This is a genomic window from Streptomyces sp. NPDC056527 (assembly GCF_042794475.1).
In the GTDB taxonomy this organism is placed as follows: domain Bacteria; phylum Actinomycetota; class Actinomycetes; order Streptomycetales; family Streptomycetaceae; genus Streptomyces.
Genome location: NZ_JBHTTQ010000055.1, coordinates 20,449 through 46,659 on the forward strand (window position 1 = coordinate 20,449; position 26,211 = coordinate 46,659).

A 26,211-nucleotide genomic window follows, 5' to 3' on the forward strand; every position below is an offset into this window, starting at 1 on the left:
CTGAGCGGACGGCTTTCGCTCTGCTAGATTGAGGTTTGATTGGTCTATACCACCAGGCCCCTCACCAGCCCCTCACCAGATCGGCAGGCAAAGCGTGGAAGTTGTCATCGTCCCGGACGCCACGGCAGGCGGAGAGCTCATCGCGGACGGCATCGCCGGCCTTCTGCGTCGCAAGCCCGACGCCCTGCTCGGCGTTGCCACGGGTTCGACTCCGCTGCCCATCTACGAGGCCCTGATCGCCCAGGTCAAGGCCGGTTCCGTGGACGCCTCGGGTGCCCGGATCGCGCAGCTGGACGAGTACGTCGGACTGCCCACCGGGCACCCGGAGTCGTACCGCTCCACCGTGCTGCGCCAGGTCGTGGAGCCGCTCGGGCTCTCCCAGGACGCCTTCATGGGGCCGGACGGCGCCGCTGAGGACGTCCAGGCGGCCTGCGAGGCCTACGACCGGGCCCTGCGGGACGCCGGCGGTGTGGACCTGCAGATCCTCGGGATCGGGACCGACGGACACATCGGCTTCAACGAGCCGTGCTCCTCGCTCGCCTCCCGGACGCGGATCAAGACGCTCACCGAGCAGACCCGGGTCGACAACGCGCGCTTCTTCCACAACGACATCGAGCAGGTGCCGCACCACGTCATCACCCAGGGCATCGGCACCATCCTGGAGGCCCGCCACCTGGTCCTCCTGGCCACCGGCGAGGGCAAGGCGGACGCCGTCGCCCAGACCGTCGAGGGCCCGGTCGCCGCGCTCGTACCGGCCTCGGCACTGCAGCTGCACCCGCACGCCACGGTCGTCGTGGACGAGGCCGCCGCGTCCAAACTGAAGCTCGCGGACTACTTCCGCCACACCTTCGCCAACAAGCCCTCCTGGCAGGGCATCTAGGGCCTCGCCCGCCACGACGAAGGGCCCGGCACCTGAACCAGGTGCCGGGCCCCTCTCGTGCCGTTCTCAGAGTCCGGCGATGGCCTCCGCCGCCGCGCGGCCACAGACCCGGGCCGCACCGTGCGTGGCGATGTGGAGGGCTCCGCGGGGCTCCGCCTCGTTCAGGCCCATCTCCACCACGACCGTGTCCGGCCGGGCCGCGAGGAGGGCGTCCAGGGCCTCGGTCATCCACGGGTACCGGTGGGCGTCCCGTACGACCGCGACGATCCGTCGCTCCCCCGCGGCGGCGAGGACCTCGCCCACGGCCGGCTGGTCGTAGGCGCCCGTCTCGGTGCCCGGCAGCAGCCGCTCCAGCTCCGCCGCGACACCCCACGGTGTCTCGTCACCGACCGCGATGTTGGCGACCGGCGTGAAGGCGGCGACATAGGGGGCAGCGGTCATGGGGGTGTACGGCCGCTCACCCGTCGTCCTGACGGCCCGGCGGGCGGCGACCAGTCCGATCTCGGTGCCGGGCGCGGTCCCCTCCTGCACTGCCGCGCCCGGCCCCGATACAGCCCCCCTGGCCCGGTGCGCCTGGGTCCAGGCCGCCAGGGCGCGTACACGCGCCGCGGCGTCCGCCAGTCGCTCCTCGGACAGCTCACCGGTTCGTACCGCGTCGACCAGCGCGTCGCGCAGTCGCAGTACGGTGTCCTCGTCGGCCAGCCCGCCGCCGACGCAGATGGCGTCGGCGCCCGCGGCGATCGCGAGGACGGATCCGCGCTCGATGCCGTACGTCGACGCGATGGCCTGCATCTCCATGCCATCGGTGACGATCAGCCCGTCGAAGCCCAGCTCCTTGCGCAGCAGACCGGTCAGGATCTGCGGGCTCAAGGTCGCCGGACGGTCCGGGTCGAGCGCGGAGAGCAGGATATGCGCGCTCATCACCGCTTTGGTACCCGCCGCGATGGCGGCGCGGAAAGGTACCAGCTCACGGGCGTGCAGTGTGTCCAGATCCACATCGATCCGGGGCATCGCGTGGTGGGAGTCCACGTTGGTGTCGCCGTGCCCGGGGAAGTGCTTGGTGCAGGCGGCGACACCGACGGCCTGGAGGCCCTCGACGTACGCCACGGTGTGCCGGGCGACCAGCTCGGGGCCCGGACCGAAGGACCGGACGCCGATGACCGGGTTGTCGGCGTTGGAGTTCACATCGGCCGAGGGCGCCCAGTTGAGGTCGACCCCGCACGCGGCGAGCCGGCGGCCGAGCTCCTCGGCCACGGCGCGGGTGAGGTCCACGTCGTCGACGGAGCCGAGGGCGTAGTTGCCGGGGAAGGAGGAGCCGTTGCGGACCTCCAGGCGGGTGACGTCCCCGCCCTCCTCGTCGATGGCGACGAGGACGTCGTCCCGTTCGGCCCGCAGCTGCGCGGTGAGCAGGGCGAGCTGCTCGGGGGAGGCGATGTTCCGGCCGAACAGGCCGACGGAGGAGAGTCCCTCGCCGATCCTGCGGAGCAGCCAGTCGGGCGCCGTCGTGCCGACGAAACCGGGCTGGAGGACGGTGAGCGCGTCGCGGGTCAGGGTGTCCGAGGCGCGTACGAGTGTGGTCATGGGCGGCGTTATCCCTTCACCGCGCCGGCCGTCAGGCCGGCGGCCATCTTGCGCTGGACGAGGAGGAAGAGGATCACGATGGGGACGGCCATCATGGTGGAGCCCGCCATCATCGGGGCGTACTCCGTGCCGTTCTTCGTGATGAAGTTGGAGAGCCAGACGGTGGCCGTCTGGTTCTGCTGGCTCATCAGCATCAGCGCGTACAGGTACTCGTTCCACGCCTGGATGAAGCCGTAGACGGAGGTGGCTACCATGCCCGGGGCGAGCAGCGGGAAGACGACCCGGATGAAGGCGCCGGTGCGGGTGCAGCCGTCGACCTGGGCCGCCTCCTCCAGCTCCTTGGGGATGTTGACGATGAAGCCGCGCAGCGTCCACACCGTGAAGGGGAGGATGAAGGTCAGGTACGTGATGATCAGGCCGGTGAGCCTGTCGTACTGACCGAGGTCGTTCAGCATGAGGAAGACCGGGATGATCATCGCCACGAGCGGGACCATCTGGACGGCGAGGATGCCGACGATCACGATCTTGCGGCCGCGGAAGGCGAAGCGGGAGATGGCGAGCGCCGCCAGCATCCCGACGACTATGCCGATGACGACGACCACGGACGAGACGACGAGGCTGCGGGTGACCGGGCCCCAGAAGTCGGCGATCTCCAGCGCGCGCTTGAAGTTCTCGACCGTGAACGTGGTCGGGAAGAAGTGCGGGTTGGGGTCGATGGCGTCCTTGGCCGGCTTCAGGGCCGTGTTCACCATCCAGTAGACGGGGAAGCCGACGACGACGAAGACGAGGAGACCGAGCAGGTTCCAGCCGAGCTTGGACGTGCGGCGGCGGGTGACGGCGGGGGCCGCGGTGGTCGTGGTCACTCCACCTCTCCGATCTTGAGCATCTGACGCATGTACACGGCGACCACTCCGAGCAGCAGGACGACCGTGACGAGCGCGATCGCGGAGCCGGTGCCGTAGTCGTTGACGACGAACGCCTTGTCGAACGAGTACGTGGTGAGCAGCTGGAACTCCGCCTCGGGGTGGCCGTTGCGCATCACGTAGACCTGCGGGAAGACACCCATGTCCCAGATCACCGAGAGCGTCGTCAGCATGACGATGATCGGCTTGAGGATGGGCAGGGTGACGAAGCGGAAGACGCCCCAGGCTCCGGCGCCGTCGAGACGCGCTGCCTCTTCGAGCTCCTTGGGGACCTGGGTCAGGCCGGCGCTCAGGGTGATGACGACGAAGGGCACCGCGCCCCAGACGACGAGCAGCATGATCACGGCGAGGCCCTGCGGCCCGCTGGCGAACCAGTTGTGGCCGATCATGTCGACGCCGGGCAGCCTGCTCAGCAGCCAGTTGAGCACGCCGTAGTCGGCGTCGAAGAGCCACTTGAAGATGGCGGTCGCGACGATGATGGGCATGCCCCAGCTCGCCACGAGCACGATGTTGATGAGGGCCTTCACCCAGCCGGAGACCTTCTGCAGCAGCAGCGCGATCATCATGCCGAGGACCATGGTGAGGACGACCGCGCCGACCGTGAAGATCACGGTGCGCAGGACGACGGTCCAGAACTCGCTCTCGCCGAGGATCTTGGCGAAGTTGGAGAAGCCGGCCGACTCCGCCTCCTGGAAACCCCAGAGCTGCGGTTGTCCGAAGTGCTGGAAGGAGAGGGTGACCAGGCGCACGAGCGGATAGCCGAGCACCAGGAGCAGGACGAGCAGGCACGGCGCGAGCAGGAGCCAGGGGACTCCGCCTCCGCCGTTGGTGGGCTTCTTCCCCGGCTTCGGGGCACCGGCCCCCGGGCCGGATGGTGGCGATTGCCGCACCGGCGGCACCTTCGCGGTGGTTGTGTCTGCGGCACTCATCCCGTGCTCCTCAGCGATCCCTCTCGTGGTACGGGAAGCAGGGCCCCGTCGTCGTGACCGACGGGGCCCTGCTCGTAGGTCACTTGGTGTTGATGACCTTGTCGATCGCGGCGTCCGCGTCCTTGGCGGCGGCCTCGACCGACTTCTTGCCGTTGGCGATGTCGATCAGCATCGTCTTGAGGATCTGGGCCTTCTCGACCTGACCCCAGCCCGGAGCGGTCGGGACGAACCAGCTGGACTCGGCGGCCGTGGCGGCGACCGTGGTGGCCGGGTCGTTCTTCAGCGGGGCGAGGTCCGCCTTGTTGTTGGGCAGGTTGCCCTTGGCGACGAGGCCCTTCTGGCCCTCGGCGCCGGTGAAGGCGTTGATCCACTCGGCCGCGAGGCCCTGGGCCTTGGACTTGACCGGGATGGCCAGGTCGGAGCCGCCGAGGAAGACCGGGAGGTTCTTGCCGGACGGGCCGGGCATCACGAAGTTCTCGAGCTTGTCCTTCAGCCCGCCGACCTTGTCGCTCTTCGGGTCGGCGGCGGTGGCGCCCTCCCAGCCCGCGGCGAACATGGTGGCGGCGTTGCCCTGGCCGTAGACGACCGGGCGGTCGGCCTCGTCCTTGGTCTTGTCGCCGTGCATGTACTTGTCGAGGATGGTCTTGTACTCGTTGAGGCCCTTGACGGACTCCGGCGAGGACAGGTTCGCCTTCCAGGTCTCGCCGTCCTGCTTGGCGATGGAGCCGCCGGCCTCGAAGACGAAGGACATCGCGGCGTACCAGTCGGGCGACGGCTGGTACCAGGCGCTGAACTTGTCGCCCTTCTTCTTCTGGATGGCGTCGAGCGCGGCGGTCAGCTCGGCCCAGCTCTTCGGGGCGGCCTTGACGCCGACCTCCGCGGCGATGTCCTTGCGCCAGGTGCCCACGCGGCCACCGGCGTAGTAGGGGACACCGTAGGTCTTGCCGTTGTAGGTGACCGAGTCCTTGAGGGCGTCGAGCCACTTGTCCGAGTTCTCGAACTTCGACGCGTCGACCTCGGCGAAGGCACCCTTGGCCATGTAGCTGATCATCTCGGAGTTGCCCATCTCGACAACGTCCGGGGCCTTGTCCGTGGCGAGCACCGCGTCGAGCTTGGTGTTCTTGTCCGGCCAGCCGTAGTACTCGTGCTTGATCTTGACGCCCGGGTGCTTCTTGGTGACCGCGTCGTCCGCGGCCTTGACCAGGTCGGGCCAGTTGTTCTGGGCGTCGACCGTCAGCCAGACGGTGAGCTCCTTGGCGTCTCCGCCGGCGTTGTCCCCGCTCTTGTCCGAACCGCATGCCGCGATACCGACCATGATGCCCGCGACGCCGATCGCCGCGATGAGCTTGCGCTTCACGCCACCCTCCTCAGGGATGCCTGCAACCCCCCCACCGCGCGAAGACATACGTCGAGTAGTGCTCGTGGGGCTGGGACCTGGTCTTTAATGGTTTAGACCAGTACCCGGAGCTTGGCCTAGACCTTTAGGGGTGTCAAGGGTGTATAAGAAGGGCAGTCGCGTCCGTTATCGGACCGACACCTGAGGGAGGGCGACGACCCGTGACCGGTCCGTGCCACCATGTGAGCCGCGACAGACGGAGGAGCCGGTGACGGCAGCAGCACAGGAGTCGGGAAGGCGGGCCATGGCCACGGACGCGGGCAGTACGGAGAAAGACAGCGGGGTCACCACCCGCACCGCGCGCGTACCCAAGTACTACCGACTGAAGCGGCATTTGCTCGACATGACGGAGACCCTGCCGCCCGGCACACCGGTCCCGCCGGAGCGAACCCTTGCCGCGGAGTTCGACACCTCGCGCACCACCGTGCGCCAGGCACTGCAGGAGCTGGTCGTCGAGGGCCGGCTGGAACGCATCCAGGGCAAGGGCACCTTCGTGGCCAAGCCCAAGGTCTCGCAGGCGCTCCAGCTCACCTCGTACACCGAGGACATGCGCGCCCAGGGCCTCGAGCCCACCTCGCAGCTGCTCGACATCGGGTACGTCACCGCCGACGACACCCTCGCCGGGCTGCTCGACATCTCGCCCGGCGGGCGCGTGCTGCGGATCGAGCGGCTGCGCCTCGCGAGCGGCGAGCCGATGGCGATCGAGACCACGCACCTGTCCGCCAAGCGCTTCCCGGCGCTCCGGCGTTCGCTGGTGAAGTACACCTCGCTCTACACGGCGCTCGCCGAGGTCTACGACGTCCATCTGGCCGAGGCCGAGGAGACCATCGAGACCTCCCTCGCCACCCCGCGCGAGGCCGGTCTGCTCGGTACGGACGTGGGCCTGCCGATGCTGATGCTCTCCCGCCACTCGCTGGACGCGCAGGGCGAGCCGGTCGAGTGGGTGCGCTCGGTCTACCGCGGCGACCGGTACAAGTTCGTGGCAAGGCTTCAGCGGCCCAACGGCTGAACGGAAAGCGCCACTTCGGCGTGAACCGATGCCCCGGCACATCCGTGAGGAGTGTCGGGGCCTTGTCGTCTCCGCTGGTCCGCACAGATCGACACCCGTCCGTTATTCGGACGGGGGTTCCATGGAGCGAAACAGTCCCCTAGATTTCACGCGCATTACGCAGGTGATCCATGCGATCCATGGAGTTCAGCGAGGGGACGGAGTCGCCGTATGTCTGAAGTGACACAAGGGAAACAACCGGTCGTCACACCGGTCCGTGTGGTGGTCGCGCTCTGTCTGATCGCGCCATTCGTGGCGATGCTCTGGGTGAGCTCGTACGCGAAGGTCGAACCGACCTTCGCCGGCATCCCGTTCTTCTACTGGTACCAGATGGCCTGGGTCGTCATCTCGACCGTGCTGACCATGATCGCTTACAAGCTGTGGCAGCGTGACCAGCGCGCCCGCAAGGAAGGTGCGTCGAAGTGAAGGACGGCGTGAACGGCGTCGCACTCGCCGTCTTCATCTTCTTCTTCCTGGCCGTCACGGTCATGGGATTCCTCGCCTCGCGCTGGCGCAGAGCCGAGAACGAGAACAGCCTCGACGAATGGGGCCTGGGCGGCCGCTCGTTCGGCACCTGGGTGACCTGGTTCCTGCTCGGCGGCGACCTCTACACCGCGTACACCTTCGTCGCCGTCCCGGCGGCCATCTACGCGGCGGGCGCGGCCGGCTTCTTCGCCGTCCCGTACACGATCCTCGTGTACCCGCTGATCTTCACCTTCCTGCCCCGCCTCTGGTCGGTGTCGCACAAGCACGGCTACGTCACCACCTCCGACTTCGTCCGGGGCCGCTTCGGCTCCAAGGGCCTGTCGCTCGCGGTCGCCGTCACCGGCATCCTCGCCACCATGCCGTACATCGCGCTCCAGCTGGTCGGCATCCAGGCCGTCCTGGACGTGATGGGCGTGGGCGGCGGCGAGAACACGCACTGGTTCATCAAGGACCTGCCGCTGCTCATCGCCTTCGGCGTCCTCGCCGCGTACACCTACTCCTCGGGTCTGCGCGCCCCGGCGCTCATCGCCTTCGTCAAGGACACGCTGATCTACATCGTCATCGCGGTGGCGATCATCTACATCCCGATCAAGCTGGGCGGCTTCGACGAGATCTTCGCCAAGGCCGGCGAGGCGTACGCGACGATCAACCCGGCCACCGACAAGCCGCGCGGCGCGCTGGTGCCCGGCGAGATGGGCCAGTGGGGCTACGCGACGCTCGCGCTCGGCTCGGCGCTCGCGCTCTTCATGTACCCGCACTCGATCACGGCGACGCTCTCCTCGCGCAGCCGTGACGTGATCCGCCGCAACACCACGATCCTGCCGCTGTACTCGCTGATGCTGGGCCTGCTGGCGCTGCTCGGCTTCATGGCGATCGCCGCCGGTGTGAAGGTGACCAACGGCCAGCTCGCGATCCCGCAGCTGTTCGAGAACATGTTCCCGGACTGGTTCGCGGGCGTGGCCTTCGCCGCCATCGGCATCGGCGCGCTGGTGCCCGCCGCGATCATGTCGATCGCCGCCGCCAACCTCTTCACCCGCAACATCTACAAGGACTTCCTGAAGCCGGACGCCACTCCGGAGCAGGAGACCAAGGTGTCCAAGCTGGTGTCGCTCCTGGTGAAGGTCGGCGCGCTGGCCTTCGTCCTCACCATGGACAAGACGGTGGCGATCAACTTCCAGCTGCTCGGTGGCATCTGGATCCTGCAGACCCTCCCGGCGCTCGTCGGCGGTCTGTTCACCCGCTGGTTCCACCGCTGGGCGCTGCTGGCCGGCTGGGCCGTCGGCATGGTCTACGGCACCGCGGCGGCGTACGGCGTGGCCAGCCCGACCCAGAAGCACTTCGGCGGCTCGTCCGCCGAGATCCCGGGCATCGGCGAGATCGGCTACATCGGTCTCACCGCCTTCGTGATCAACGTGATCGTCACCGTCGTCCTGACCTTCGTCCTGAAGGCCGTCAAGGCGCCCGAGGGCGTGGACGAGACGTCCCCGTCGGACTACACGGCGGACGCGGGCGACTCGGGCGTCAAGCCCCTCCCCAAGGTCGGCGCCGGTCACTGACCTTCCGGTACACGCGAGGGCCCGGGATCTCCGAGAGGAAATCCCGGGCCCTTCGCCGTGGACCGGAGGCAGACTGCACCCATGGACTTCACCATCAGGGCGGTACGGCCCGAGGAGTACGAGGCTCTCGGCGAGGTCACCGCGCGCGCCTTTCTCGACGACGGACACCTCGACTTCGGCGAGGACGACGCCTATCTGCATCTGCTGCGGGACGTGGCCAGGCGGGACGCCGAGGCGGAGGTGCTGGTGGCGGTGGACCGCGCCGGCACGGTGCTCGGCGGCGTGACCTTCGCCATGGGCGGCGGGGAGTGGGCCGACATCGCGGCCGAGGGCGAGGCCGAGTTCCGGATGCTCGCCGTGGCGAAGGACGCGCGGGGCCGGGGCGTCGGCGAGGCGCTCGTACGGTTCTGTGTGGAGCGGGCCAGGGAGACCCCGGGATGCCGGCGGCTGGTGCTCTCCACCCAGTCGAACATGGCCTCCGCGCACCGGATCTACGAGCGGATGGGCTTCGTCCGTACCCCCGAACGGGACTGGAAGCCGCTGGCCGACATGGATCCCCTGTACACATACGGCTTGGAGCTCTGAGCCGCCAACGACACAACATGTGGGGGGTGCTTCGAGGAGCGCCCCCCACATGTATGCTCTTGCTCGCTGTCCTCGCAGGGGAATCCGGTGCAAATCCGGAACTGTCCCGCAACGGTGTGGTTTCTGTGTGCTTGCACGCCGGCCGAGTCCGAAGACCTGTGGACAGCGCGCCCGGTCCTTCCGTTCCGGGTGCACAGACGTCCGGGCCTCGCGGAGTGGGCCGCGGCGCGGCGCTGCCCTGCGTACGGGCGCGCCGCCGCCCGCCTTCCCCCGCCGGCCCCGAGCCGAGCGAGGGAGAGCCCCCACGTGACCATCGCGCCCGCCGATCCGGCCGCAGCGATCGAGAGCGACGGACCCGGGACCGTACTTCTGCGGACCCTGACCGACCTCACCACCGATCTCCCCGACACCGACCCCGGCAAGGTCGCCGCCGCCGCGCTCCGCGGCCGCAACGCCGGTTCGGACGAGGCCGAGCTGCGCGAGCTGGCCACGGAGGCGGCCGCCGGTCTGATCGCCGAGGACCCGGCGTACTCCCGGCTCGCCGCCCGGCTCCTGACGATCACCATCGCGGACGAGGCGGCCGGACAGGGCGCGTACTCCTTCTCCGCCTCGGTCGCCGTCGGTCACCACGAGGGCCTGATCGCCGACCGCACCGCCGAGTTCGTCCGGCTGCACGCCGAGCGCCTCGACTCGCTCATCGACGCGGAAGCGGACGACCGCTTCGGCTACTTCGGTCTGCGCACCCTCTTCTCCCGCTACCTGCTGCGCCACCCGATCACCCGCAAGGTGATCGAGACCCCGCAGCACTTCATGCTGCGCGTCGCCTGCGGTCTGGCAGAGGACGACTCCACCCGCGCGCTGGACGAGGTCACGGCGCTGTACGGGCTGATGAGCCGGCTCGACTACCTGCCCTCCTCCCCCACGCTCTTCAACTCCGGCACCCGCCACCCGCAGATGTCCTCCTGCTATCTGCTGGACTCCCCGCTGGACGAGCTGGACTCGATCTACGACCGCTACCACCAGGTGGCCCGGCTCTCGAAGCACGCCGGCGGCATCGGGCTCTCGTACTCCCGCATCCGTGCCCGCGGTTCGCTGATCCGCGGCACCAACGGGCACTCCAACGGCATCGTGCCGTTCCTGAAGACGCTCGACGCCTCCGTCGCCGCCGTGAACCAGGGCGGCCGGCGCAAGGGCGCGGCCGCGGTCTACCTGGAGACCTGGCACGCGGACATCGAGGAGTTCCTGGAGCTGCGCGACAACACCGGTGAGGACGCCCGGCGTACGCACAACCTGAACCTCGCGCACTGGATCCCGGACGAGTTCATGCGCCGGGTCAACGCGGACGCCGACTGGTCGCTGTTCTCCCCGGCCGACGTGCCCGAGCTGGTCGACCTGTGGGGCGACGAGTTCGACGCCGCGTACCGGGCCGCCGAGGCGAAGGGCCTGGCCCGCAAGACCATGCCGGCCCGTGACCTGTACGGCCGGATGATGCGGACCCTGGCCCAGACCGGCAACGGCTGGATGACGTTCAAGGACGCCTCGAACCGTACGGCCAACCAGACCACCGAGCCGGGCCACACGGTCCACTCCTCCAACCTCTGCACGGAGATCCTGGAGGTCACGGACGACGGCGAGACGGCGGTCTGCAACCTGGGCTCGGTCAACCTCGGCGCCTTCGTCCTGAACGGCTCCATCGACTGGGAGCGGCTCGACGCGACCGTCCGTACGGCCGTCACGTTCCTCGACCGGGTCGTGGACATCAACTTCTACCCGACCGAGCAGGCCGGCAACTCCAACGCCCGCTGGCGCCCGGTGGGCCTGGGCGCGATGGGCCTCCAGGACGTCTTCTTCCAGCTGAAGCTGCCCTTCGACTCCCCCGAGGCGCGCGCGCTGTCCACCCGGATCGCCGAGCGGATCATGCTCGCCGCGTACGAGGCGTCCGCGGACCTCGCCGAGCGCAACGGCCCGGTGCCGGCCTGGGACAAGACCCGCACGGCCCGCGGTGTCCTGCACCCGGACCACTACGACGTCGAGCTCAACTGGCCCGAGCGCTGGGCCGCGCTGCGCGAGCGGATCGCCGCCGTCGGGATGCGCAACAGCCTCCTGCTCGCCATCGCGCCGACGGCGACCATCGCCTCGATCGCGGGCGTGTACGAGTGCATCGAGCCGCAGGTCTCCAACCTGTTCAAGCGCGAGACGCTCTCGGGCGAGTTCCTCCAGGTCAACTCGTACCTGGTCGACGAGCTGAAGAAGCTCGGCGTGTGGGACGCGCAGACCCGTGAGGCGCTGCGCGAGTCCAACGGCTCGGTGGCCGGCTTCACCTGGGTCCCGGCCGAGGTGCGCGAGCTGTACCGGACGGCGTGGGAGATCCCGCAGCGCGGCCTGATCGACATGGCGGCGGCCCGTACGCCGTTCCTGGACCAGTCGCAGTCCCTGAACCTGTTCCTGGAGACGCCGACGATCGGCAAGCTGTCGTCGATGTACGCGTACGCCTGGAAGCAGGGCCTGAAGACGACGTACTACCTGCGCTCCCGCCCGGCGACGCGGATCGCCCGCGCGGCCCAGGCCGCGGCGCCCACCGCCGCCACCATCCCCGTCCAGCAGGTCGCCGACCCCGACGCCGTCGCCTGCTCCCTTGAGAACCCCGAGTCCTGCGAGGCCTGCCAGTGATGAGCTCCAACGAACAGAAGAACCTCCTCGACCCGGGCTTCGAGCTGACTCTCCGTCCCATGCGCTACCCGGACTTCTACGAGCGCTACCGGGACGCGATCAAGAACACCTGGACGGTGGAGGAGGTCGACCTCCACTCGGACGTCGCCGACCTCGCCAAGCTGACGCCGGGTGAGCAGCACATGATCGGCCGTCTGGTCGCGTTCTTCGCGACCGGCGACTCGATCGTCGCCAACAACCTCGTGCTGACGCTGTACAAGCACATCAACTCCCCCGAGGCGCGGCTGTACCTGTCGCGCCAGCTGTTCGAGGAGGCCGTGCACGTCCAGTTCTATCTGACGCTGCTCGACACCTACCTGCCCAACCCGGAGGACCGCGCGGCCGCGTTCGCCGCCGTCGAGAACATCCCCTCCATCCGCGAGAAGGCTCAGTTCTGCTTCAAGTGGATGGACTCGGTCGAGAAGATCGACCGGCTGGAGACCCAGGCCGACCGCCGCCGCTTCCTGCTGAACCTGATCTGCTTCGCCGCGTGCATCGAGGGCCTGTTCTTCTACGGTGCCTTCGCCTACGTGTACTGGTTCCGGTCCCGCGGTCTGCTGCACGGTCTCGCGACCGGCACCAACTGGGTGTTCCGCGACGAGACGATGCACATGAACTTCGCCTTCGAGGTCGTGGACACCGTCCGCAAGGAGGAGCCCGAGCTCTTCGACGACGCGCTTCGGCAGCAGGTCACCGACATGCTGAAGGAGGCCGTCGAGGCGGAGCTGCAGTTCGGCCGCGACCTCTGCGGCGAGGGGCTGCCGGGCATGAACACCGAGTCGATGCGCGAGTACCTCCAGTGCGTCGCCGACCAGCGCCTCCAGCGCCTGGGCTTCGCCCCGGTCTACGGCTCCGAGAACCCGTTCGCGTTCATGGAGCTCCAGGGCGTCCAGGAGCTGACGAACTTCTTCGAGCGCCGTCCGTCCGCGTACCAGGTCGCGGTCGAGGGTTCGGTGGACCTGGACGAGGACTTCTAGGTCCCCGCCCGTAGATGACGAAGGGCCCCGCTCCGGGGGAGCGGGGCCCTTCGTCATGCACGCGTACGGGAACGAGATCAGGCGTTCGGGACGGTCTCGTAGCGCGGGGTGCCCTCTTCCATCTGGCGCAGCGCGTCCTTGCGGTCCCGCTTGGAGAGGCGGTCGATGTACAGGTAGCCGTACAGGTGGTCCGTCTCGTGCTGCAGGCAGCGGGCGAAGTAGCCGGTGCCGCGGACCTTGATCGGGTTGCCCTGCGCGTCCTGGCCGTGGACCTCGGCGTAGTCCGGGCGGGCCAGCGAGGCGTACGCGGTCGGGACCGACAGGCAGCCCTCGTTGGAGTCGTCCAGGATGCGGCGGTCGGCCGGCAGGTCCTGGAGGACCGGGTTGACGACGACACCGGTGTGTCGCACGCCCTCGTCGTCGGGGCAGTCGTAGACGAAGACCTTGAGGTCCACACCGATCTGGTTCGCGGCGAGGCCCACGCCCTCGGCCGCCTTCTGGCTGGCGAACATGTCGTCGATCAGCGCCGCGAGCTCGTCGCCGAAGTCGGTGACGTCCTTGCACTCCTTGTGGAGCACCGGGTTGCCGACGACCGTGATCGGGCGCGCCGTGCCGCGCTCGCGGTACGCGAGCTCACGCGCCTCGCAGTCCTCCGTGTCGACGACGAAACCGTCGTTGATCTGCTCGTCAGTCTCCTGCTGCGCCATTCCGCCGCACGCCTTCCTCAGAACCCCAGTCGATGGTCCCGTACAGCCTAAGGGCATGATCCGGGCGGATCAGCAGACCTCTTCGAGATCCCGCCACTCGCGGCTGTCCGGGCTGTCCGCCACCCAGCCGTCGAGAAGCCCGCGGACCAGGCCGACGGGCGCGGCGATCCCGCACTCCCGTTCGGGGACCCAGAGCTCGCCGGGCGAGCGGTGGCCGAGGGGGCCGGGGTGGCCCGGTTCGCTGTGGTCGTGGGGGTCGAGATGCTCGCCCTCGCCCTCGGCGCTGGGCATCGTCGACTCGGAACAGGCGCGACAGAGCAGCCGGACCGACGAGGACCAGTCCTCGGCGGCGAATCCGGCGTCCGCGGCGAGCTGCTCCAGGGCGTCGCGGTCGGCCTCGGTGGCGGCCTCCAGGAGGACGACCCAGGTGGGGACGGGCGACGGGGCCCACAGCTCGATCTCGTCGAAGACGGGGTAGGAGGGACCCGCGGAGGTGGTGCGCTCGCCGTTGGGCACGCCGTCGTGGAGGACGACCTCGCCCCAGCGCCGGCCGGAGGACGGCAGGGGGATGGACAGCACCTCGATACGGGCCGGGTCGAGCCTGCGGCCCCAGACGACCTCGGCCTCGCCCTCGGGCGAGAGCCGGACGGCGGCGCTGCCGAGTTCCATGCCGGCGGGTTCACCGGTCCCGGCGGAGGCCCCGGGCACCTTCAGCCCGTACGCCTGCCAGGCGCGGCGGGCCAGCGGCCAGTCCTGGAGCGCGGTGGCGGCGATGCCGACGTTCCACCAGTCCGGTGCTCCGGTCTCCTTGTCGAGGAGCGCGACGGCGCGCAGCCCGGCGGCCCGCGCCTGCTCCCAGTCGTGCCGGAACTTGTGCAGCAGCGCCAGGTTGAACCAGGACTCCGAGAGCCAGGGCTCCAGATCCGCCGCGCGCGTCAGCAGCGCGCCCGCGTCCTCGTACCGGCCGTCGCCGATCAGCGTGAACGCGCGGTCGGTGGCCTGCCGCCACGAGGCGGAGGGCCGATGCCGTACCTTCCCGAAGATCCTCACGATTCCCGCCTGCCGGTCGCTTCACCCTCTTGTTCGCATCCAACCATGCCCGGTTGGACGCGCGCTCATTACCCATGGGTTACCCAGGAGGGACAGGGGTGACGCCGCCCCTCGCCAGGACTCTGGCGAGGGATTCCACGACCTTCGGCTGGTGGTCGCGGGCCGTGGAGAGGCGGAGCCTCTCCAGGGCGGCGAGCGCCCCGCCCGCGCTGTCGCCCGCGAGGTCGTCGTAGGCGTTGACGGTCCGGACGATCCGGGCGGGCAGCGGTTGGTCGCGGTACGGGTCGGCCTGGCGCTCCACGACGACGGCGACGGCCGCGGGGACGCCGGTCTGGCGGACGACCGCGCCGCCGAGGAGGGCGATCCGGCGCTGCTCCTCGGGTGGGAGGAGGGCCGTGGCGCCCTCGGGGACGGGGTCGACGAGGGAGAGCTGTCCGATGTCGTGCATGAGCGCCGCGTACTCCAGGACGGTCAGCTCGGAACCGGAGAGCCCCAGCTCGCGCCCGACGGCGCCGCTGAGGGCGGCGACGCGGTGGGCGTGCCCGGGGGCGGTGTATCCGGCGATCTCGGTGGCACGGGCGAGGGAGGCGATGGTCTGCCGGTTGGTGGTGCGCACGGCCGCGTACCGCCGGAAAGAGACCTGGGTGAGCAGCAGCGGTACGCAGAAGACGGGCAGCGCCCAGAGCCCCGCGGCGGCGACTCCGAGCGCCATCACGGTGCCGGTGGCGCAGACCGCGGAGCCGATGCCGAGGAGGGCGCGCAGCTCGTCGCGCAGGAGAGGGCCGTACGGGTAGCGGGTGCGGGCCCGGAGCATGGTGGCGCCGAGTACGGCGTCGCACAGGGCGGTGAGGACGAGCAGAAGCAGCAGGTAGAGGGCGTAGGAGGGGCCCTGACCGAGGTAGTGGGTGAGTTCGCCCGAGTTGTAGAGCGGCTGGAAGCAGAGGGCGGCGAAGGCGACGGTCAGGATGCGCCGGGCCAGGTTGTCCAGGTCGGGGCCCTTGCCTCGGGCGACGTGCGGGACGATTCCGGCGAGCCCGGCCGCGACGACCACGGCGATGATCTGGAGGACGCCGTGCGTGGTGGTGCGGCCCGCGCTCTCGCCGAGCAGCGCGTACGCGAGGGCTCCGGCGGCGGCGATCGGCGCGGGCTCCCTGCCCGGTAGCTCGCCGAGCACGGGTGGTGCGCCCCAGCGGGCGAGCTCGCCGAGCGCGATGAGAACGCCGAACGCGAGGGCGTGACCGGGCTCGTCGACCCCGTACCAGAGCGTGGAGGCGAATCCGGCGACGGTGAGGACGAGCGCGGTCCCGTGGACCGCGCCGACGGTGACCGCCCCGGGCCTCACGCGCGCCCGCCGGGCGGGACGTGGGCCTTCGGCGCCGAGAGGCCCGACCGGCGGACCTCGGCGCCGCGGGCGCGCGCGGCGGCGGCCGGTACGGCGTCCGCGCGGGGCGCCTTGACGTGGGAGAGGCCCGGATCGGACGGGCCGTCGGCGCCGGAGCTCCGCACGTCACCGGGCGGGACTCCCGCGCCGGAGCTCCTGGCCGGAGGCACGCCCGCGCCCGGGAGGGCCGGCTCGTCCGCGGTGACCGCTGTCTGCCAGCCGTGGTGGGCGAGAGCCCGGACCAGTGCCCGGACCATCCGCGGGTCGAAGTGCGTGCCCGCGCAGCGCTCCAGCTCCGCGACCGCGGTCTCCACCGGCCGCGCCCTGCTGTAGCACCGGGTCGACGTCATCGCGTCGAAGGCGTCGGCGACCGCCACCACCCGGGCGAACTCGGGGATCTGGGCGCCTCTGAGCCCGTACGGGTAGCCGGTCCCGTCCAACTTCTCGTGGTGGTGCAGGATCGCCGCCCGTGCCTCGCCCAGGAAGCCGATGCCCCGGACCATCTCGTGTCCGTACTCCGGGTGCAGCTCGATGATCCGGCGCTCCTCGGGTGTCAGCGGCCCGTCCTTCCTCAGCACCCGGGTCGGTACGCCGAGCTTGCCGACGTCGTGGAGGATTCCCGCGAAGCGGAGGATCTCCAGGCGCTCCTCCGCCATCCCCAGCTCTCGGGCGATCAGCACGGAGGCACGGCCCACCCGTTCGCTGTGTCCCCGGGTGTACTCGTCCTTGATGTCGACCGCCTGGACCAGGGCGCGGATCGTCGCCTGGTGCGCGGCGCGTTCGCGGTGGTACTGGGTGAAGATCCAGCAGGAGATGTACATCGGCAGCAGGACGAAGAGCGCGGCGACGGGGCCGTACGAACTGCGCCACAGCACCGCCATCATCAGCCCGGCGAGGCCGTGCGCCACGTGCGGGGCGAGGGCGCGGGCGAAGAGGCCGCGCCAGGCGCTGCCCGGGACGAGGCCCTCGGCCGTCGTCCGGATTCCGCCGTCGAGAGCGGTCAGGACCAGGCAGAAGGTGAGCGCGGAGGCCCCGGCCGGCAGCAGGACGTACGGGAAGTCCGGGGTGTGCGTCCCGTGGCCGAGGACGTCGTCGCAGCTCAGGAGGGCGGCGACCAGGGAGGCGGTCCACACGGCGAGCACGAGCTGACCGGCCCGCCACAGCCGGCGTACCCCGGCCGGCCGCTGCGCGACGCGGGAGAGCAGCGCTCCGGGCACCGCCGTGAGCGCGGCGGCGGAGGGCGGCAGGAGCAGCGCCGAGGCCAGCAGGACGGGAAAGAACGATCCGGCTCCCAAGGGCGCCGAGCCGCCCAGCACCCGGCCGAGCAGCGGGCAGCGGCCGGGCAGCTCGCACACGGCGTACAGGGCGCCGAGCAGCGCGACGGTGCCCCAGGGGGTCCCCGCGCCGGGAGCCAGCGCGGGCAGGACGCATCCGGCGGCACCGAGGAGGGTGCAGCCGATGTACACCCGTGCCGCTCGCGGAATCGCCATCACGCCCATCACGCCTGTCACGCTAGCGAGTTGGACGGCGCGTGAGGGCGGTCGGCGGCCGATTCGCACCATCGGGTGATACAAGCTGATGAACGAATGAAGGCCGCCGCGATCATCTCGCGGCGGCCCATCAGGCAGGTCCGGCGGTCACTCCTGGGCGGTCGCCGTGATGTCCATGTCCTGCTCGGGCACCAGCTGGCCCGAGCGGATGAGGTCGATCCGCCCCATCACCTTGGCCCGCAGATCGGTGGGCACGTCGTCACTGCCGCAGCAACGCTTGACGAGCTTCTTCACCGCCTGCTCCAGGCCGTACTTCTCCAGGCACGGGGAGCACTCCTCGAAGTGCACCTCGAACTTGGTGCAGTCACTGTCGGGCATCTCATGGTCGAGGAACTCGTAGAGATGATCCAGGACCTCTGAGCAATCCGTCTCGTGCGGCTCTCCGCAGCTCATGAGCCCGAGCCTTTCAGATCGTTCGACGACTCTCCGGCGCCCGCGGGAACGAGCCCGCGGTCGCGGGCGTAGTCCTCGAGCATGCCGCGCAACTGGCGGCGGCCCCGGTGCAGTCGGGACATCACCGTACCGATGGGTGTACCCATGATGTCCGCGATCTCCTTGTACGCAAAGCCCTCGACATCCGCGAGATAGACGGCGATGCGGAATTCCTCGGGGATCGCCTGCAGCGCTTCCTTCACGTCGGAGTCCGGCAGGTGGTCGAGGGCCTGCGACTCGGCGGAACGCAGACCGGTCGACATGTGCGACTCGGCACGGGCGAGCTGCCAGTCCTCGATCTCCTCGGCGGCGCTGCGCTGGGGCTCACGCTGCTTCTTGCGGTACGAATTGATGAAGGTGTTGGTCAGGATGCGGTACAGCCACGCCTTCAGATTCGTACCCTCGCGGAACTGGTGGAACGAGCCGTACGCCTTGGCATACGTCTCCTGCACCAGGTCCTCGGCGTCCGCGGGATTGCGCGTCATACGCAGCGCGGCGGAGTACATCTGGTCGAGGAATCCGAGGGCGTCCCGCTCGAAGCGCGCGTTGCGCTCCGCGGTCGTCTCCTCGGGGCCGTCGTCGGTCCCTGTGTCGGTCCCAGTGACCGGACCCACCTCCTCCAGCGCTGCGGCGAACCCGAATGCGGACCCGCTCGATTCGGAGGATAGACGAGGAACCGCTCCGCCCGCCGCCCGAATAGGGGCGGTCTTGGGAGCGGGCAGCACTGTCCAGTCGAGGTCAGCGGCCTGCGCGCGCTCGGGGCAGATGGTCGAACCCATGCGACGGACTCCCTCTTCCTTGCTCTCACACCGACATGCGTGACAACCGTGGTCGCACGCTCAACATTCCCGGAGTGACGCGACCCACGAAGTGACTTCTTCGACGATGAGTTCGAGGGTTCCGTCCGGTGTGACGGGGGCGCGTTTGGCGACGGCGAAGCTGTGATCGCCGTACGGCACCTCGACGAGCCGGTAGGGCCCTTCGGGGAACTCCTGGGGCTTCCCGAAGGCGTCGTTGCCGCCCTGGACGACCAGGGTGGGCAGGCCCGTGCCGAGCAGTTCGTCGGCCCGTGAGCTCTCCGGCCTGCCCGGCGGGTGCAACGGGAAGCTCAGGGCGAGCACGGCGGCGGCCCCGAGCTCCGCCCCGGTCCGGCAGGCGACCCGGGCGCCGGCGCTGCGCCCCCCGGCGATCACCGGGAGGCCGGGCTCGGCGAGCGCGGGCCAGATCCCGCGCCACCCGACGTCCAGGGTCTTCGGCGCGGGTGCCACCTTCTTCCCCGCGACCCGCCACGGCTGCTCGACGAGCGCCACCGTCACCCCGTGCGCGGGCAGCGCCCCGGCCAGGGCCTGGAGGTCCCGCGCCTCGATCCCGCCACCGGCCCCATGACCGAGGGCCAGGACCGTCCAGGGCTTCTTGCCGGGGTGCCAGGTGATCCGGGCGTCCCCGGCGTCGGTCGTCACGTTCTCGCTCTTGGTCACGCGCCCATCCTGCCGCGCGGGACCGTCCGGAGCCGCGCTCAGAACAGCGTGCCGACCTCCGGGCCCTCCAGCTCGGTCAGGAGCTCCGGGCCGTTGTTGCGGACGTTGCTGACCGCCGTGGCCACCGGGTACGCCCGCATCAGGCCCTCCGGCGGGGCCGCGAGCAGCCCGCGCAGGTCCTCCACGTCCGTGTGCCGCGGGTCCAGCCAGGCGTCCCAGCGGTCCGGGGTCAGCATCAGCGGCATCCGGGGGTGGATGTCGGCGAGCGAGTGGGGGCCCTCCTCCGGGGCCACGCCGAGCGGCCCCTTCTCCGCCTCCGTCGTGATCACGGAGCAGGTCACCCACCACGCCGACGGGTGGTCGTCGGGCAGTGTGCGGTCGCGCCAGAACTCGTAGAGTCCGGCCATCGCGAAGACCGAGCCGTCCGCCGGGGTCACGAAGTACGGCTGCTTCCGCGGCCGCTTCTTCTTCCCCTCGACCTCCAGCTCCCGCTCCCCCGAGCCGGTCACCCACTCGTAATAGCCGTCGGCCGGCAGGATGCACCGCCGCGCGGAGAAGGCCTTCTTGAACGACGGCTTCTCGGCGATGGTCTCCGACCGGGCGTTGATCATCCTGGCCGCGCCCTCCGGCGACTTCGACCAGGACGGCACCAGACCCCACTTCAACGTCCGCAGCTGGCGAACCGGGCTGGGTGAATCCGCGTCTTTCAAAGGGCGTTCCAGGACCGCGTAGACCTCCTTGGTCGGGGCCACGTTCCAGTCGGGAGCCAGGGTCTCCTCGGGCTCCCACTTCTCGACCTCGAAGACACCCACCAGGTCCTCGGGCCGACGACTCGCTGCATACCGTCCGCACATACGTGCCACACTGCCACTCCCTCCCGTCGCCCGACCACCACCCCTCAACGACGGCGCTGCGCACCGGCACCGTTTCCACCCCTCCCGAGGAGCCGATCCGAAAATGACCGAAGTCCTCGGCACCCAGCCCGCCCCGGAAGAGTGGCTGGTGATCGTCACCGGAGTGGCCGCGCTGCTCGTCACGGTCCCCCAGGGGATATGGCGGCTGTCCCGCAACGCCATCACCATCGCCCACGAGGGCGGTCACGGTCTGATCGCCCTCCTCACCGGCCGCCGGCTGCAGTCCATCCGGCTCCACTCGGACACCAGCGGCCTCACCGTCTCCCGCGGCCGCCCGACCGGCATCGGCATGATCCTCACCGCCGCCGCCGGCTACACCGCCGCCCCGCTGCTCGGCCTCGGCGGCGCCTGGCTGCTCGCCGACCACCGGATCACCCTGCTGCTCTGGCTGGCCACCGCACTCCTGCTGGCCATGCTCTTGATGGTCCGCAACGCGTACGGGATCTTCACCGTGCTCCTCACGGGCGCCGCGTTCCTCCTGGTCTCCTGGCTGACCGGCCCGGACGTCCAGTCGGCCTTCGCGTACTCCGTCGTGTGGTTCCTGCTCCTCGGCGGCGTCCGGCCGGTCTTCGAGCTCCAGCGCAAGCGGCGCCACGGCGGCGCGCCGGACTCGGACGCCGACCAGCTCGCCCGGCTCACCCATGTCCACCCGGCGCTCTGGCTGTTCCTCTTCCACGCCGTCTCGATCTGCTCCCTGATCGGCGGAGGCCGCTGGCTGCTGGGGCTGTAGTCGGTGCGGTCCCCACTAAAGTGAGGGCATGACCGAAACCTCCTCGCACACCGACCTGCAGACCGACCCCTGGCCCGCCCCGTACGCGAGCGGTCCCGTCGACGCGACCGTCACCGTGCCCGGATCGAAGTCGGTCACCAACCGCGGCCTGGTCCTCGCCGCGCTCGCCGCCGAGCCGGGCTGGCTGCGCCGCCCGCTGCGCTCCCGCGACACGCTGCTGATGGCCGAGGCGCTGCGCACGCTGGGCGTCAGGATCGAGGAGGGCGTGGGCCCCGACGGCACGGGCGAGGCGTGGCGGATCATCCCGGCCGCGCTGCGCGGCCCGGCGACGGTGGACGTCGGCAACGCCGGTACGGTCATGCGTTTCCTTCCGCCGGTCGCGGCCCTCGCCGACGGCCCGGTGCACTTCGACGGCGACGCCCGTTCCCACGAGCGGCCGCTGAACGGTGTGATCGACGCGCTGCGCGTGCTCGGCGCCCGGATCGACGACGACGGGCGCGGCGCGCTGCCGATGACCGTGCACGGCGGCGGGGCTCTCGACGGCGGCCCGGTGGAGATCGACGCCTCCTCGTCCTCGCAGTTCGTCAGCGCGCTGCTGCTCTCGGCCCCGCGCTTCAACCAGGGCGTGGAGGTACGCCACGTCGGCGCGAACCTGCCCTCCATGCCCCACATCCGGATGACCGTCGACATGCTGCGCGTGGTCGGAGCCCAGGTCGACGAGCCGGAGACCGGTGGTGAGCCGAACGTCTGGCGGGTCTCCCCCTCCGCACTGCTCGGCCGGGACCTGGTCGTCGAGCCCGACCTGTCCAACGCCCAGCCGTTCCTGGCCGCGGCCCTGATCACCGGTGGCCGGGTCACGGTCCCGGACTGGCCGGCCCGGACCACCCAGCCCGGTGACGCGCTGCGCGAGATCTTCACCGAGATGGGTGGCTCCTGCGAGCTGACCGAGGCGGGGCTCACCTTCACCGGCACCGGCCGGATCCACGGCATCGACGTCGACCTGAGCGAGGTCGGCGAGCTGACGCCCGGCATCGCGGCGGTCGCGGCGCTGGCCGACTCCCCGTCGACGCTGCGCGGCGTCGCCCATCTGCGGCTCCACGAGACGGACCGCCTGGCGGCCCTGACCAAGGAGATCAACGAGCTGGGGGGCGATGTGACGGAGACCGAGGACGGTCTGCACATCCGCCCGCGCCCGCTGCACGGCGGTGTCTTCCACACGTACCACGACCACCGCATGGCGACGGCGGGCGCGATCATCGGCCTGGCGGTCGAGGGCGTGGAGATCGAGAACGTGGCGACGACCGCCAAGACCTTGCCCGACTTCCCCAGGATGTGGACCGAAATGCTCGGAGCCTGAGCCATGCGGCGTTACGGGAAGCACACCGACGAGGACGACATCCGCCAGCGGCCCAACCGCAAGGGCAACCGTCCCCGCACCAACATCCGCCCCAAGCACGAGGACGCGGTCGAGGGCATGGTCCTCACCGTGGACCGGGGCAGGCTCACCTGTCTCGTCGACGACCGGGTCGTCCTGGCGATGAAGGCGCGCGAGCTGGGCCGCAAGGCCGCCGTCGTCGGCGACCGGGTCTCCCTCGTGGGCGATCTGTCCGGCGAGAAGGACACGCTGGCCCGGATCGTACGGATCGGTGAACGCAGCTCAGTGCTCCGCCGTACGGCCGACGACGACGATCCGTTCGAGCGCGTGGTCGTCGCCAACGCCGACCAGCTGGCGATCGTCACCGCGCTCGCCGACCCCGAGCCCCGCCCGCGGCTCATCGACCGCTGTCTGGTCGCCGCGTACGACGGCGGGCTGACACCGCTCCTCGTCCTGACGAAGTCGGACCTGGCCAAGCCGGACGAGCTCCTGGAGATGTACGGCGCGCTCGGTGTGCCGCATGTGGTCACCACGCGCGACGAGTTCGTGGACGGGGTCGCCGCGGAGCGGGTGCACGAGCACCTCAAGGGGCGCACCACCGCGTTCGTCGGACACTCCGGCGTAGGCAAGACGACCCTGGTCAACGCCCTGGTCCCGGAGGACCGGCGGCGGACCACGGGCCATGTCAACGCGGTCACCGGCCGCGGCCGGCACACCACCACCTCGGCGCTCGCCCTGCCGCTCAACGACAAGGAGGGCGGCTGGGTCATCGACACCCCGGGCGTGCGCTCCTTCGGCCTGCACCACGTCGACCCGTCCCGGGTGATCCTCGCCTTCCCCGACCTCGTGCCCGGTACCGAGAACTGTCCGCGGGCCTGCAGCCACGACGAGCCGGACTGCGCGCTGGACGCATGGGTGGCGGAGGGTCATGCCGATCCGGCGCGGCTGTACTCACTGCGCCGACTGCTCGCGACCAGGGAGCGACGCGAGGGCGACTGAGTCGCGCACGTTTGCGGTCGGCTGCTGCTGGTAAGTGCATAATCGCACCAAGTGAGACGAAGCAGTCAGCGACGGCGTGGGAGGCACTGACGATGGCGTGGCTGCTGGTGGTGGTCGCGGGGCTGCTGGAAACGGGCTTCGCCGTCTGCCTGAAGCTCTCGCACGGGTTCACCCGGTTCTGGCCGACCGTCGCCTTCGCCTGCTTCGCCCTCGGCAGCTTCGGACTGCTGACGCTCGCCCTGCGCAAGCTGGACGTGGGCCCCGCGTACGCCGTGTGGACCGGCATCGGCGCGGCGGGCACGGCGATCTACGGCATGGTCTTCCTCGGCGACGTCGTGTCCACCCTGAAGATCGTCTCGATCACGCTGGTGATCGTCGGCGTCGTGGGCCTCCAGCTCTCCGGTTCGGCCCACTGACCGTCCGCCGCGGACGGCCCGGGGGCGACGACGTACGACAGCGCGAGGCGCAGGACGACCTCGCACGACCGCAGCACGTCCTCGCCGCCGCCCTCGCCGAGCGCCGTCGCGGCCCGGTCCCTGGCGAGTCCGAGCAGATCCGCGGGCGAGGGCACCCCGGCGTCGGCCCGCCGCTGGGCGGGTACGGCGGAGGCCCGGGCACCCGCCCTGGCCGGCCGTGGCACGGGGAGCCGTTCGCCCCAGGAGCCGGTGAGCAGCGCGCGCAGCACCGGGCGGGCACCGGCCGCGGCGACGGTCCACTCGGCGACGGCGGCGAGGTTACGGACGGGCGGGACGGGACGGGCGAGGACCTGGTCCACGCCCTGGAGGTAGACGTCGGCCTCGCGGCGTACCAGAGCGCGGGCCAATCCCTCCTTGCTGCCGAACTCGTTGTAGAGGGTCTGCCGGGAGACTCCCGCGGCGGAGGCGACGTCGACCATCCGGACCGCGGACCAGGGCAGCCCCCCGAGCGCCGCCAGCGCGGCGTTCAGCAGGGCCTCACGGGCAGTAGGCATCGTCGCCTCCCGGCCAGAACGGTTCTGCGCACAGAGTTGACGGGCCGCCACGCACTGTCAAGGGCTCCCGTGGGCCCACGTACCTTCGAGGGATAGAGTTTCGACCATGGCCGATTACCACGACGATCTGCGCCTCGCCCATGTCCTCGCGGATGCCGCCGACGCGGCCACCATGGACCGGTTCAAGGCGCTCGACCTGAAGGTCGAGACCAAGCCGGACATGACGCCGGTCAGCGAGGCGGACAAGGCCGCCGAGGAGCTGATCCGCGGTCAGCTCCAGCGCGCCCGGCCGCGCGACGCGATCCTCGGCGAGGAGTACGGCGTGGAGGGCACCGGCCCGCGCCGCTGGGTGATCGACCCGATCGACGGCACCAAGAACTATGTGCGCGGCGTGCCGGTCTGGGCGACCCTGATCGCGCTGATGGAGGCCGGCGACACCGGCTTCCAGCCGGTGGTGGGCGTCGTCTCCGCGCCGGCGCTCGGCCGTCGTTGGTGGGCGGCGAAGGGCGCGGGCGCGTACACGGGCCGGAGCCTGACGTCGGCGACGCGGATCCAGGTCTCGAAGGTCCCGGAGCTCGGTGACGCGTCCTTCGCGTACTCCTCGCTGAGCGGCTGGGAGGAGCGGGGCCGCCTCGACGGCTTCCTCGACCTCACGCGCGCGTGCTGGCGGACGCGCGCCTACGGCGACTTCTGGCCGTACATGATGGTCGCCGAGGGCGCGGTGGACATCTGCGCCGAGCCGGAGCTGTCCCTCTGGGACATGGCGGCGACGGCGATCGTCGTCCAGGAGGCGGGCGGCACGTTCACCGGCCTCGACGGCCGGCACGGTCCGCACAGCGGGAACGCGGCGGCGTCGAACGGCCTGCTCCACGGCGAACTGCTGAGCTACCTGAACCAGAAGAACTGACCCCGGCGGGCGGGGGCGCCGCGCGCGCCCCCGCGCCGCCCGGGCCCCGGACGCCCAGCAGGAGTGGGCGGCGCCCCTTCACACGCCGCGCACTCCGACGCGCCCCCTTGTCGACCCCCTCGACCGATGCCACGCTGAGAGTCCCCCCACTTGTGAACTTGTGAAACCGTTCTCGTTGAAGGCGGGAACGGTTCACCAAGGAGGTGGCTCCCTTCATGCTCGTCCGTGACGCCATGAGCACGGTGGTCCTCACCATCGGCCCCGCCCACACCCTCCGCCAGGCCGCCAGACTGATGTCGGCGCGCCGCGTCGGCGCGGCCGTCGTCCACGACACCGACGCCGGCGGGTTCGGAATCCTCACCGAGCGCGACATCCTCAACTCGATCGGCGCCGACCAGAACCCCGACCACGAGACCGCGAGCTCCCACACCACCACCGACGTCGTCTTCGCCGCACCCACCTGGACCCTGGAGGAAGCGGCCGCCGCCATGACCCACGGCGGCTTCCGCCACCTCGTCGTCCTCGACGGGCACGGGCCCGTGGGCATCGTCTCCGTGCGCGACATCATCCGCTGCTGGACCCCGGCACACCGGCACGCGGCGCCCGTGGCGAGCTGAACACCGGAGCGGGCCGGACCTCCGCAGGAGG

General features: G+C 70.5%; 26 protein-coding genes and 1 riboswitch. Of the genes, 13 read left to right on the forward strand and 13 right to left on the reverse strand.

The genetic code is table 11. The annotated features are described in order from the left end of the window. Positions 1 to 94: 94 nt before the first annotated feature. Positions 95 to 880 carry a glucosamine-6-phosphate deaminase gene (nagB, locus tag ACFQ7Q_RS24050; RefSeq protein ID WP_383558625.1) on the forward strand — a complete coding sequence of 262 codons (786 nt, stop codon included), beginning with the start codon at positions 95 to 97 and terminating at the stop codon, positions 878 to 880. A 66-nt stretch (positions 881 to 946) separates the two neighbouring features. Here nagB and ACFQ7Q_RS24055 read toward each other — a convergent pair whose 3' ends face one another. The 4 genes from ACFQ7Q_RS24055 to ACFQ7Q_RS24070 form a co-directional block, all read right to left on the reverse strand. Then, positions 947 to 2,461, reverse strand: coding sequence for a glycoside hydrolase family 3 protein (locus ACFQ7Q_RS24055; RefSeq protein WP_383558627.1), 1,515 nt, complete (start codon positions 2,459 to 2,461; stop codon positions 947 to 949). A gap of 8 nt (positions 2,462 to 2,469) precedes the next feature. Then, on the reverse strand, positions 2,470 to 3,324 hold the full coding sequence (locus tag ACFQ7Q_RS24060; protein ID WP_383558628.1) for a carbohydrate ABC transporter permease: 855 nt from the start codon (positions 3,322 to 3,324) through the stop codon (positions 2,470 to 2,472). Further along, positions 3,321 to 4,313: a carbohydrate ABC transporter permease gene (locus tag ACFQ7Q_RS24065; protein ID WP_383558630.1), complete on the reverse strand. Its 993-nt coding sequence runs from the start codon at positions 4,311 to 4,313 to the stop codon at positions 3,321 to 3,323. The genes ACFQ7Q_RS24060 and ACFQ7Q_RS24065 overlap by 4 nt, the downstream gene beginning before the upstream one ends. Positions 4,314 to 4,392: 79 nt before the next feature. Beyond that, positions 4,393 to 5,670, reverse strand: coding sequence for an extracellular solute-binding protein (locus tag ACFQ7Q_RS24070; protein WP_383558631.1), 1,278 nt, complete (start codon positions 5,668 to 5,670; stop codon positions 4,393 to 4,395). Between the two features lie 283 nt (positions 5,671 to 5,953). Between ACFQ7Q_RS24070 and ACFQ7Q_RS24075 the strand changes: the two genes are divergently transcribed. The 6 genes from ACFQ7Q_RS24075 to ACFQ7Q_RS24100 all read left to right on the forward strand — a co-directional run bounded on the left by ACFQ7Q_RS24075 (position 5,954) and on the right by ACFQ7Q_RS24100 (position 13,070). After that, positions 5,954 to 6,718: a GntR family transcriptional regulator gene (locus ACFQ7Q_RS24075; protein WP_329125380.1), complete on the forward strand. Its 765-nt coding sequence runs from the start codon at positions 5,954 to 5,956 to the stop codon at positions 6,716 to 6,718. A 210-nt stretch (positions 6,719 to 6,928) separates the two neighbouring features. Continuing rightward, positions 6,929 to 7,183, forward strand: a complete 255-nt coding sequence (locus tag ACFQ7Q_RS24080; protein ID WP_361436479.1) for a DUF3311 domain-containing protein — start codon at positions 6,929 to 6,931, stop codon at positions 7,181 to 7,183. Further along, a complete protein-coding gene (gene mctP, locus ACFQ7Q_RS24085) occupies positions 7,180 to 8,799 on the forward strand; it encodes a monocarboxylate uptake permease MctP (protein ID WP_383558633.1) in 1,620 nt (539 codons plus the stop codon). The genes ACFQ7Q_RS24080 and mctP overlap by 4 nt, the downstream gene beginning before the upstream one ends. 81 nt (positions 8,800 to 8,880) lie before the next feature. Next, complete coding sequence (locus ACFQ7Q_RS24090; RefSeq protein WP_383558635.1) at positions 8,881 to 9,384, forward strand: GNAT family N-acetyltransferase; 504 nt, start codon at positions 8,881 to 8,883, stop codon at positions 9,382 to 9,384. Positions 9,385 to 9,462: 78 nt separating this feature from the next. Beyond that, positions 9,463 to 9,541, forward strand: a riboswitch (cobalamin riboswitch). Positions 9,542 to 9,690: 149 nt separating this feature from the next. Further along, complete coding sequence (locus tag ACFQ7Q_RS24095) at positions 9,691 to 12,054, forward strand: ribonucleoside-diphosphate reductase subunit alpha (RefSeq protein WP_383558636.1); 2,364 nt, start codon at positions 9,691 to 9,693, stop codon at positions 12,052 to 12,054. Next, the gene (locus tag ACFQ7Q_RS24100; RefSeq protein ID WP_383558637.1) at positions 12,054 to 13,070 is read left to right on the forward strand and encodes a ribonucleotide-diphosphate reductase subunit beta; all 1,017 of its coding nucleotides are present in this window, start codon (positions 12,054 to 12,056) and stop codon (positions 13,068 to 13,070) included. Before ACFQ7Q_RS24095 ends, ACFQ7Q_RS24100 begins: the two co-directional genes overlap by 1 nt. Before the next feature lie 77 nt (positions 13,071 to 13,147). Here the strand turns inward: ACFQ7Q_RS24100 and def are convergent, their stop codons facing one another. From def to ACFQ7Q_RS24140, 8 genes are all read right to left on the reverse strand, one after another. Further along, entirely contained in the window at positions 13,148 to 13,777 is a 630-nt protein-coding gene (def, locus tag ACFQ7Q_RS24105; protein WP_383558639.1) for a peptide deformylase, read from the reverse strand. A 69-nt stretch (positions 13,778 to 13,846) separates the two neighbouring features. After that, the gene (locus ACFQ7Q_RS24110) at positions 13,847 to 14,827 is read right to left on the reverse strand and encodes a hypothetical protein (protein WP_260228954.1); all 981 of its coding nucleotides are present in this window, start codon (positions 14,825 to 14,827) and stop codon (positions 13,847 to 13,849) included. 79 nt (positions 14,828 to 14,906) lie between these two features. Continuing rightward, on the reverse strand, positions 14,907 to 16,169 hold the full coding sequence (locus ACFQ7Q_RS24115; protein WP_383558640.1) for an HD-GYP domain-containing protein: 1,263 nt from the start codon (positions 16,167 to 16,169) through the stop codon (positions 14,907 to 14,909). Continuing rightward, positions 16,166 to 17,707, reverse strand: a complete 1,542-nt coding sequence (locus ACFQ7Q_RS24120; protein ID WP_383558656.1) for an HD-GYP domain-containing protein — start codon at positions 17,705 to 17,707, stop codon at positions 16,166 to 16,168. The genes ACFQ7Q_RS24115 and ACFQ7Q_RS24120 overlap by 4 nt, the downstream gene beginning before the upstream one ends. Positions 17,708 to 17,845: 138 nt before the next feature. Next, complete coding sequence (gene rsrA, locus ACFQ7Q_RS24125) at positions 17,846 to 18,151, reverse strand: mycothiol system anti-sigma-R factor (RefSeq protein WP_376441382.1); 306 nt, start codon at positions 18,149 to 18,151, stop codon at positions 17,846 to 17,848. Beyond that, entirely contained in the window at positions 18,148 to 18,804 is a 657-nt protein-coding gene (locus ACFQ7Q_RS24130) for a sigma-70 family RNA polymerase sigma factor (protein WP_055641410.1), read from the reverse strand. Before ACFQ7Q_RS24130 ends, rsrA begins: the two co-directional genes overlap by 4 nt. Positions 18,805 to 19,029: 225 nt before the next feature. Beyond that, on the reverse strand, positions 19,030 to 19,668 hold the full coding sequence (locus tag ACFQ7Q_RS24135; protein WP_383558642.1) for an alpha/beta family hydrolase: 639 nt from the start codon (positions 19,666 to 19,668) through the stop codon (positions 19,030 to 19,032). A gap of 38 nt (positions 19,669 to 19,706) precedes the next feature. Next, entirely contained in the window at positions 19,707 to 20,522 is an 816-nt protein-coding gene (locus tag ACFQ7Q_RS24140) for an SOS response-associated peptidase (protein ID WP_383558644.1), read from the reverse strand. Positions 20,523 to 20,625: 103 nt separating this feature from the next. On the opposite strand from ACFQ7Q_RS24140, the gene ACFQ7Q_RS24145 reads away from it, so the two are divergent. The 4 genes from ACFQ7Q_RS24145 to ACFQ7Q_RS24160 all read left to right on the forward strand — a co-directional run bounded on the left by ACFQ7Q_RS24145 (position 20,626) and on the right by ACFQ7Q_RS24160 (position 24,102). Beyond that, complete coding sequence (locus tag ACFQ7Q_RS24145) at positions 20,626 to 21,312, forward strand: M50 family metallopeptidase (RefSeq protein ID WP_383558646.1); 687 nt, start codon at positions 20,626 to 20,628, stop codon at positions 21,310 to 21,312. Positions 21,313 to 21,340: 28 nt separating this feature from the next. After that, entirely contained in the window at positions 21,341 to 22,669 is a 1,329-nt protein-coding gene (gene aroA / locus ACFQ7Q_RS24150; RefSeq protein WP_383558647.1) for a 3-phosphoshikimate 1-carboxyvinyltransferase, read from the forward strand. Between the two features lie 3 nt (positions 22,670 to 22,672). Next, positions 22,673 to 23,686, forward strand: a complete 1,014-nt coding sequence (gene rsgA, locus ACFQ7Q_RS24155) for a ribosome small subunit-dependent GTPase A (RefSeq protein WP_383558648.1) — start codon at positions 22,673 to 22,675, stop codon at positions 23,684 to 23,686. A 92-nt stretch (positions 23,687 to 23,778) separates the two neighbouring features. After that, entirely contained in the window at positions 23,779 to 24,102 is a 324-nt protein-coding gene (locus tag ACFQ7Q_RS24160; RefSeq protein ID WP_376441362.1) for a DMT family transporter, read from the forward strand. Here the strand turns inward: ACFQ7Q_RS24160 and ACFQ7Q_RS24165 are convergent. After that, positions 23,994 to 24,656 (reverse strand): TetR/AcrR family transcriptional regulator, encoded by a 663-nt coding sequence (locus ACFQ7Q_RS24165; protein WP_383558650.1) that lies wholly within the window; start codon positions 24,654 to 24,656, stop codon positions 23,994 to 23,996. The two genes, ACFQ7Q_RS24160 and ACFQ7Q_RS24165, sit on opposite strands and share 109 nt — an antisense overlap. Positions 24,657 to 24,762: 106 nt before the next feature. On the opposite strand from ACFQ7Q_RS24165, the gene hisN reads away from it, so the two are divergent. Together hisN and ACFQ7Q_RS24175 are read left to right on the forward strand one after the other, a co-directional pair. Continuing rightward, on the forward strand, positions 24,763 to 25,563 hold the full coding sequence (gene hisN, locus ACFQ7Q_RS24170) for a histidinol-phosphatase (protein ID WP_383558651.1): 801 nt from the start codon (positions 24,763 to 24,765) through the stop codon (positions 25,561 to 25,563). A gap of 215 nt (positions 25,564 to 25,778) precedes the next feature. Then, on the forward strand, positions 25,779 to 26,180 hold the full coding sequence (locus tag ACFQ7Q_RS24175; protein ID WP_383558653.1) for a cyclic nucleotide-binding/CBS domain-containing protein: 402 nt from the start codon (positions 25,779 to 25,781) through the stop codon (positions 26,178 to 26,180). The last annotated feature ends 31 nt before the right edge of the window (positions 26,181 to 26,211 follow it).

What these genes read in the sequence shown, in the direction of transcription:
- ACFQ7Q_RS24055 (WP_383558627.1), bottom strand. Translation starts at nt 2,461, where the DNA reads ATGACCACACTCGTACGCGCCTCGGACACCCTGACCCGCGACGCGCTC.
- ACFQ7Q_RS24065 (WP_383558630.1), bottom strand. Translation starts at nt 4,313, where the DNA reads ATGAGTGCCGCAGACACAACCACCGCGAAGGTGCCGCCGGTGCGGCAA.
- ACFQ7Q_RS24075 (WP_329125380.1), top strand. Translation starts at nt 5,954, where the DNA reads ATGGCCACGGACGCGGGCAGTACGGAGAAAGACAGCGGGGTCACCACC.
- ACFQ7Q_RS24080 (WP_361436479.1), top strand. Translation starts at nt 6,929, where the DNA reads ATGTCTGAAGTGACACAAGGGAAACAACCGGTCGTCACACCGGTCCGT.
- ACFQ7Q_RS24090 (WP_383558635.1), top strand. Translation starts at nt 8,881, where the DNA reads ATGGACTTCACCATCAGGGCGGTACGGCCCGAGGAGTACGAGGCTCTC.
- ACFQ7Q_RS24100 (WP_383558637.1), top strand. Translation starts at nt 12,054, where the DNA reads ATGAGCTCCAACGAACAGAAGAACCTCCTCGACCCGGGCTTCGAGCTG.
- def (WP_383558639.1), bottom strand. Translation starts at nt 13,777, where the DNA reads ATGGCGCAGCAGGAGACTGACGAGCAGATCAACGACGGTTTCGTCGTC.
- ACFQ7Q_RS24120 (WP_383558656.1), bottom strand. Translation starts at nt 17,707, where the DNA reads ATGGGCGTGATGGCGATTCCGCGAGCGGCACGGGTGTACATCGGCTGC.
- rsrA (WP_376441382.1), bottom strand. Translation starts at nt 18,151, where the DNA reads ATGAGCTGCGGAGAGCCGCACGAGACGGATTGCTCAGAGGTCCTGGAT.
- ACFQ7Q_RS24140 (WP_383558644.1), bottom strand. Translation starts at nt 20,522, where the DNA reads ATGTGCGGACGGTATGCAGCGAGTCGTCGGCCCGAGGACCTGGTGGGT.
- ACFQ7Q_RS24145 (WP_383558646.1), top strand. Translation starts at nt 20,626, where the DNA reads ATGACCGAAGTCCTCGGCACCCAGCCCGCCCCGGAAGAGTGGCTGGTG.
- aroA (WP_383558647.1), top strand. Translation starts at nt 21,341, where the DNA reads ATGACCGAAACCTCCTCGCACACCGACCTGCAGACCGACCCCTGGCCC.
- rsgA (WP_383558648.1), top strand. Translation starts at nt 22,673, where the DNA reads ATGCGGCGTTACGGGAAGCACACCGACGAGGACGACATCCGCCAGCGG.
- ACFQ7Q_RS24160 (WP_376441362.1), top strand. Translation starts at nt 23,779, where the DNA reads ATGGCGTGGCTGCTGGTGGTGGTCGCGGGGCTGCTGGAAACGGGCTTC.
- ACFQ7Q_RS24165 (WP_383558650.1), bottom strand. Translation starts at nt 24,656, where the DNA reads ATGCCTACTGCCCGTGAGGCCCTGCTGAACGCCGCGCTGGCGGCGCTC.
- hisN (WP_383558651.1), top strand. Translation starts at nt 24,763, where the DNA reads ATGGCCGATTACCACGACGATCTGCGCCTCGCCCATGTCCTCGCGGAT.
- ACFQ7Q_RS24175 (WP_383558653.1), top strand. Translation starts at nt 25,779, where the DNA reads ATGCTCGTCCGTGACGCCATGAGCACGGTGGTCCTCACCATCGGCCCC.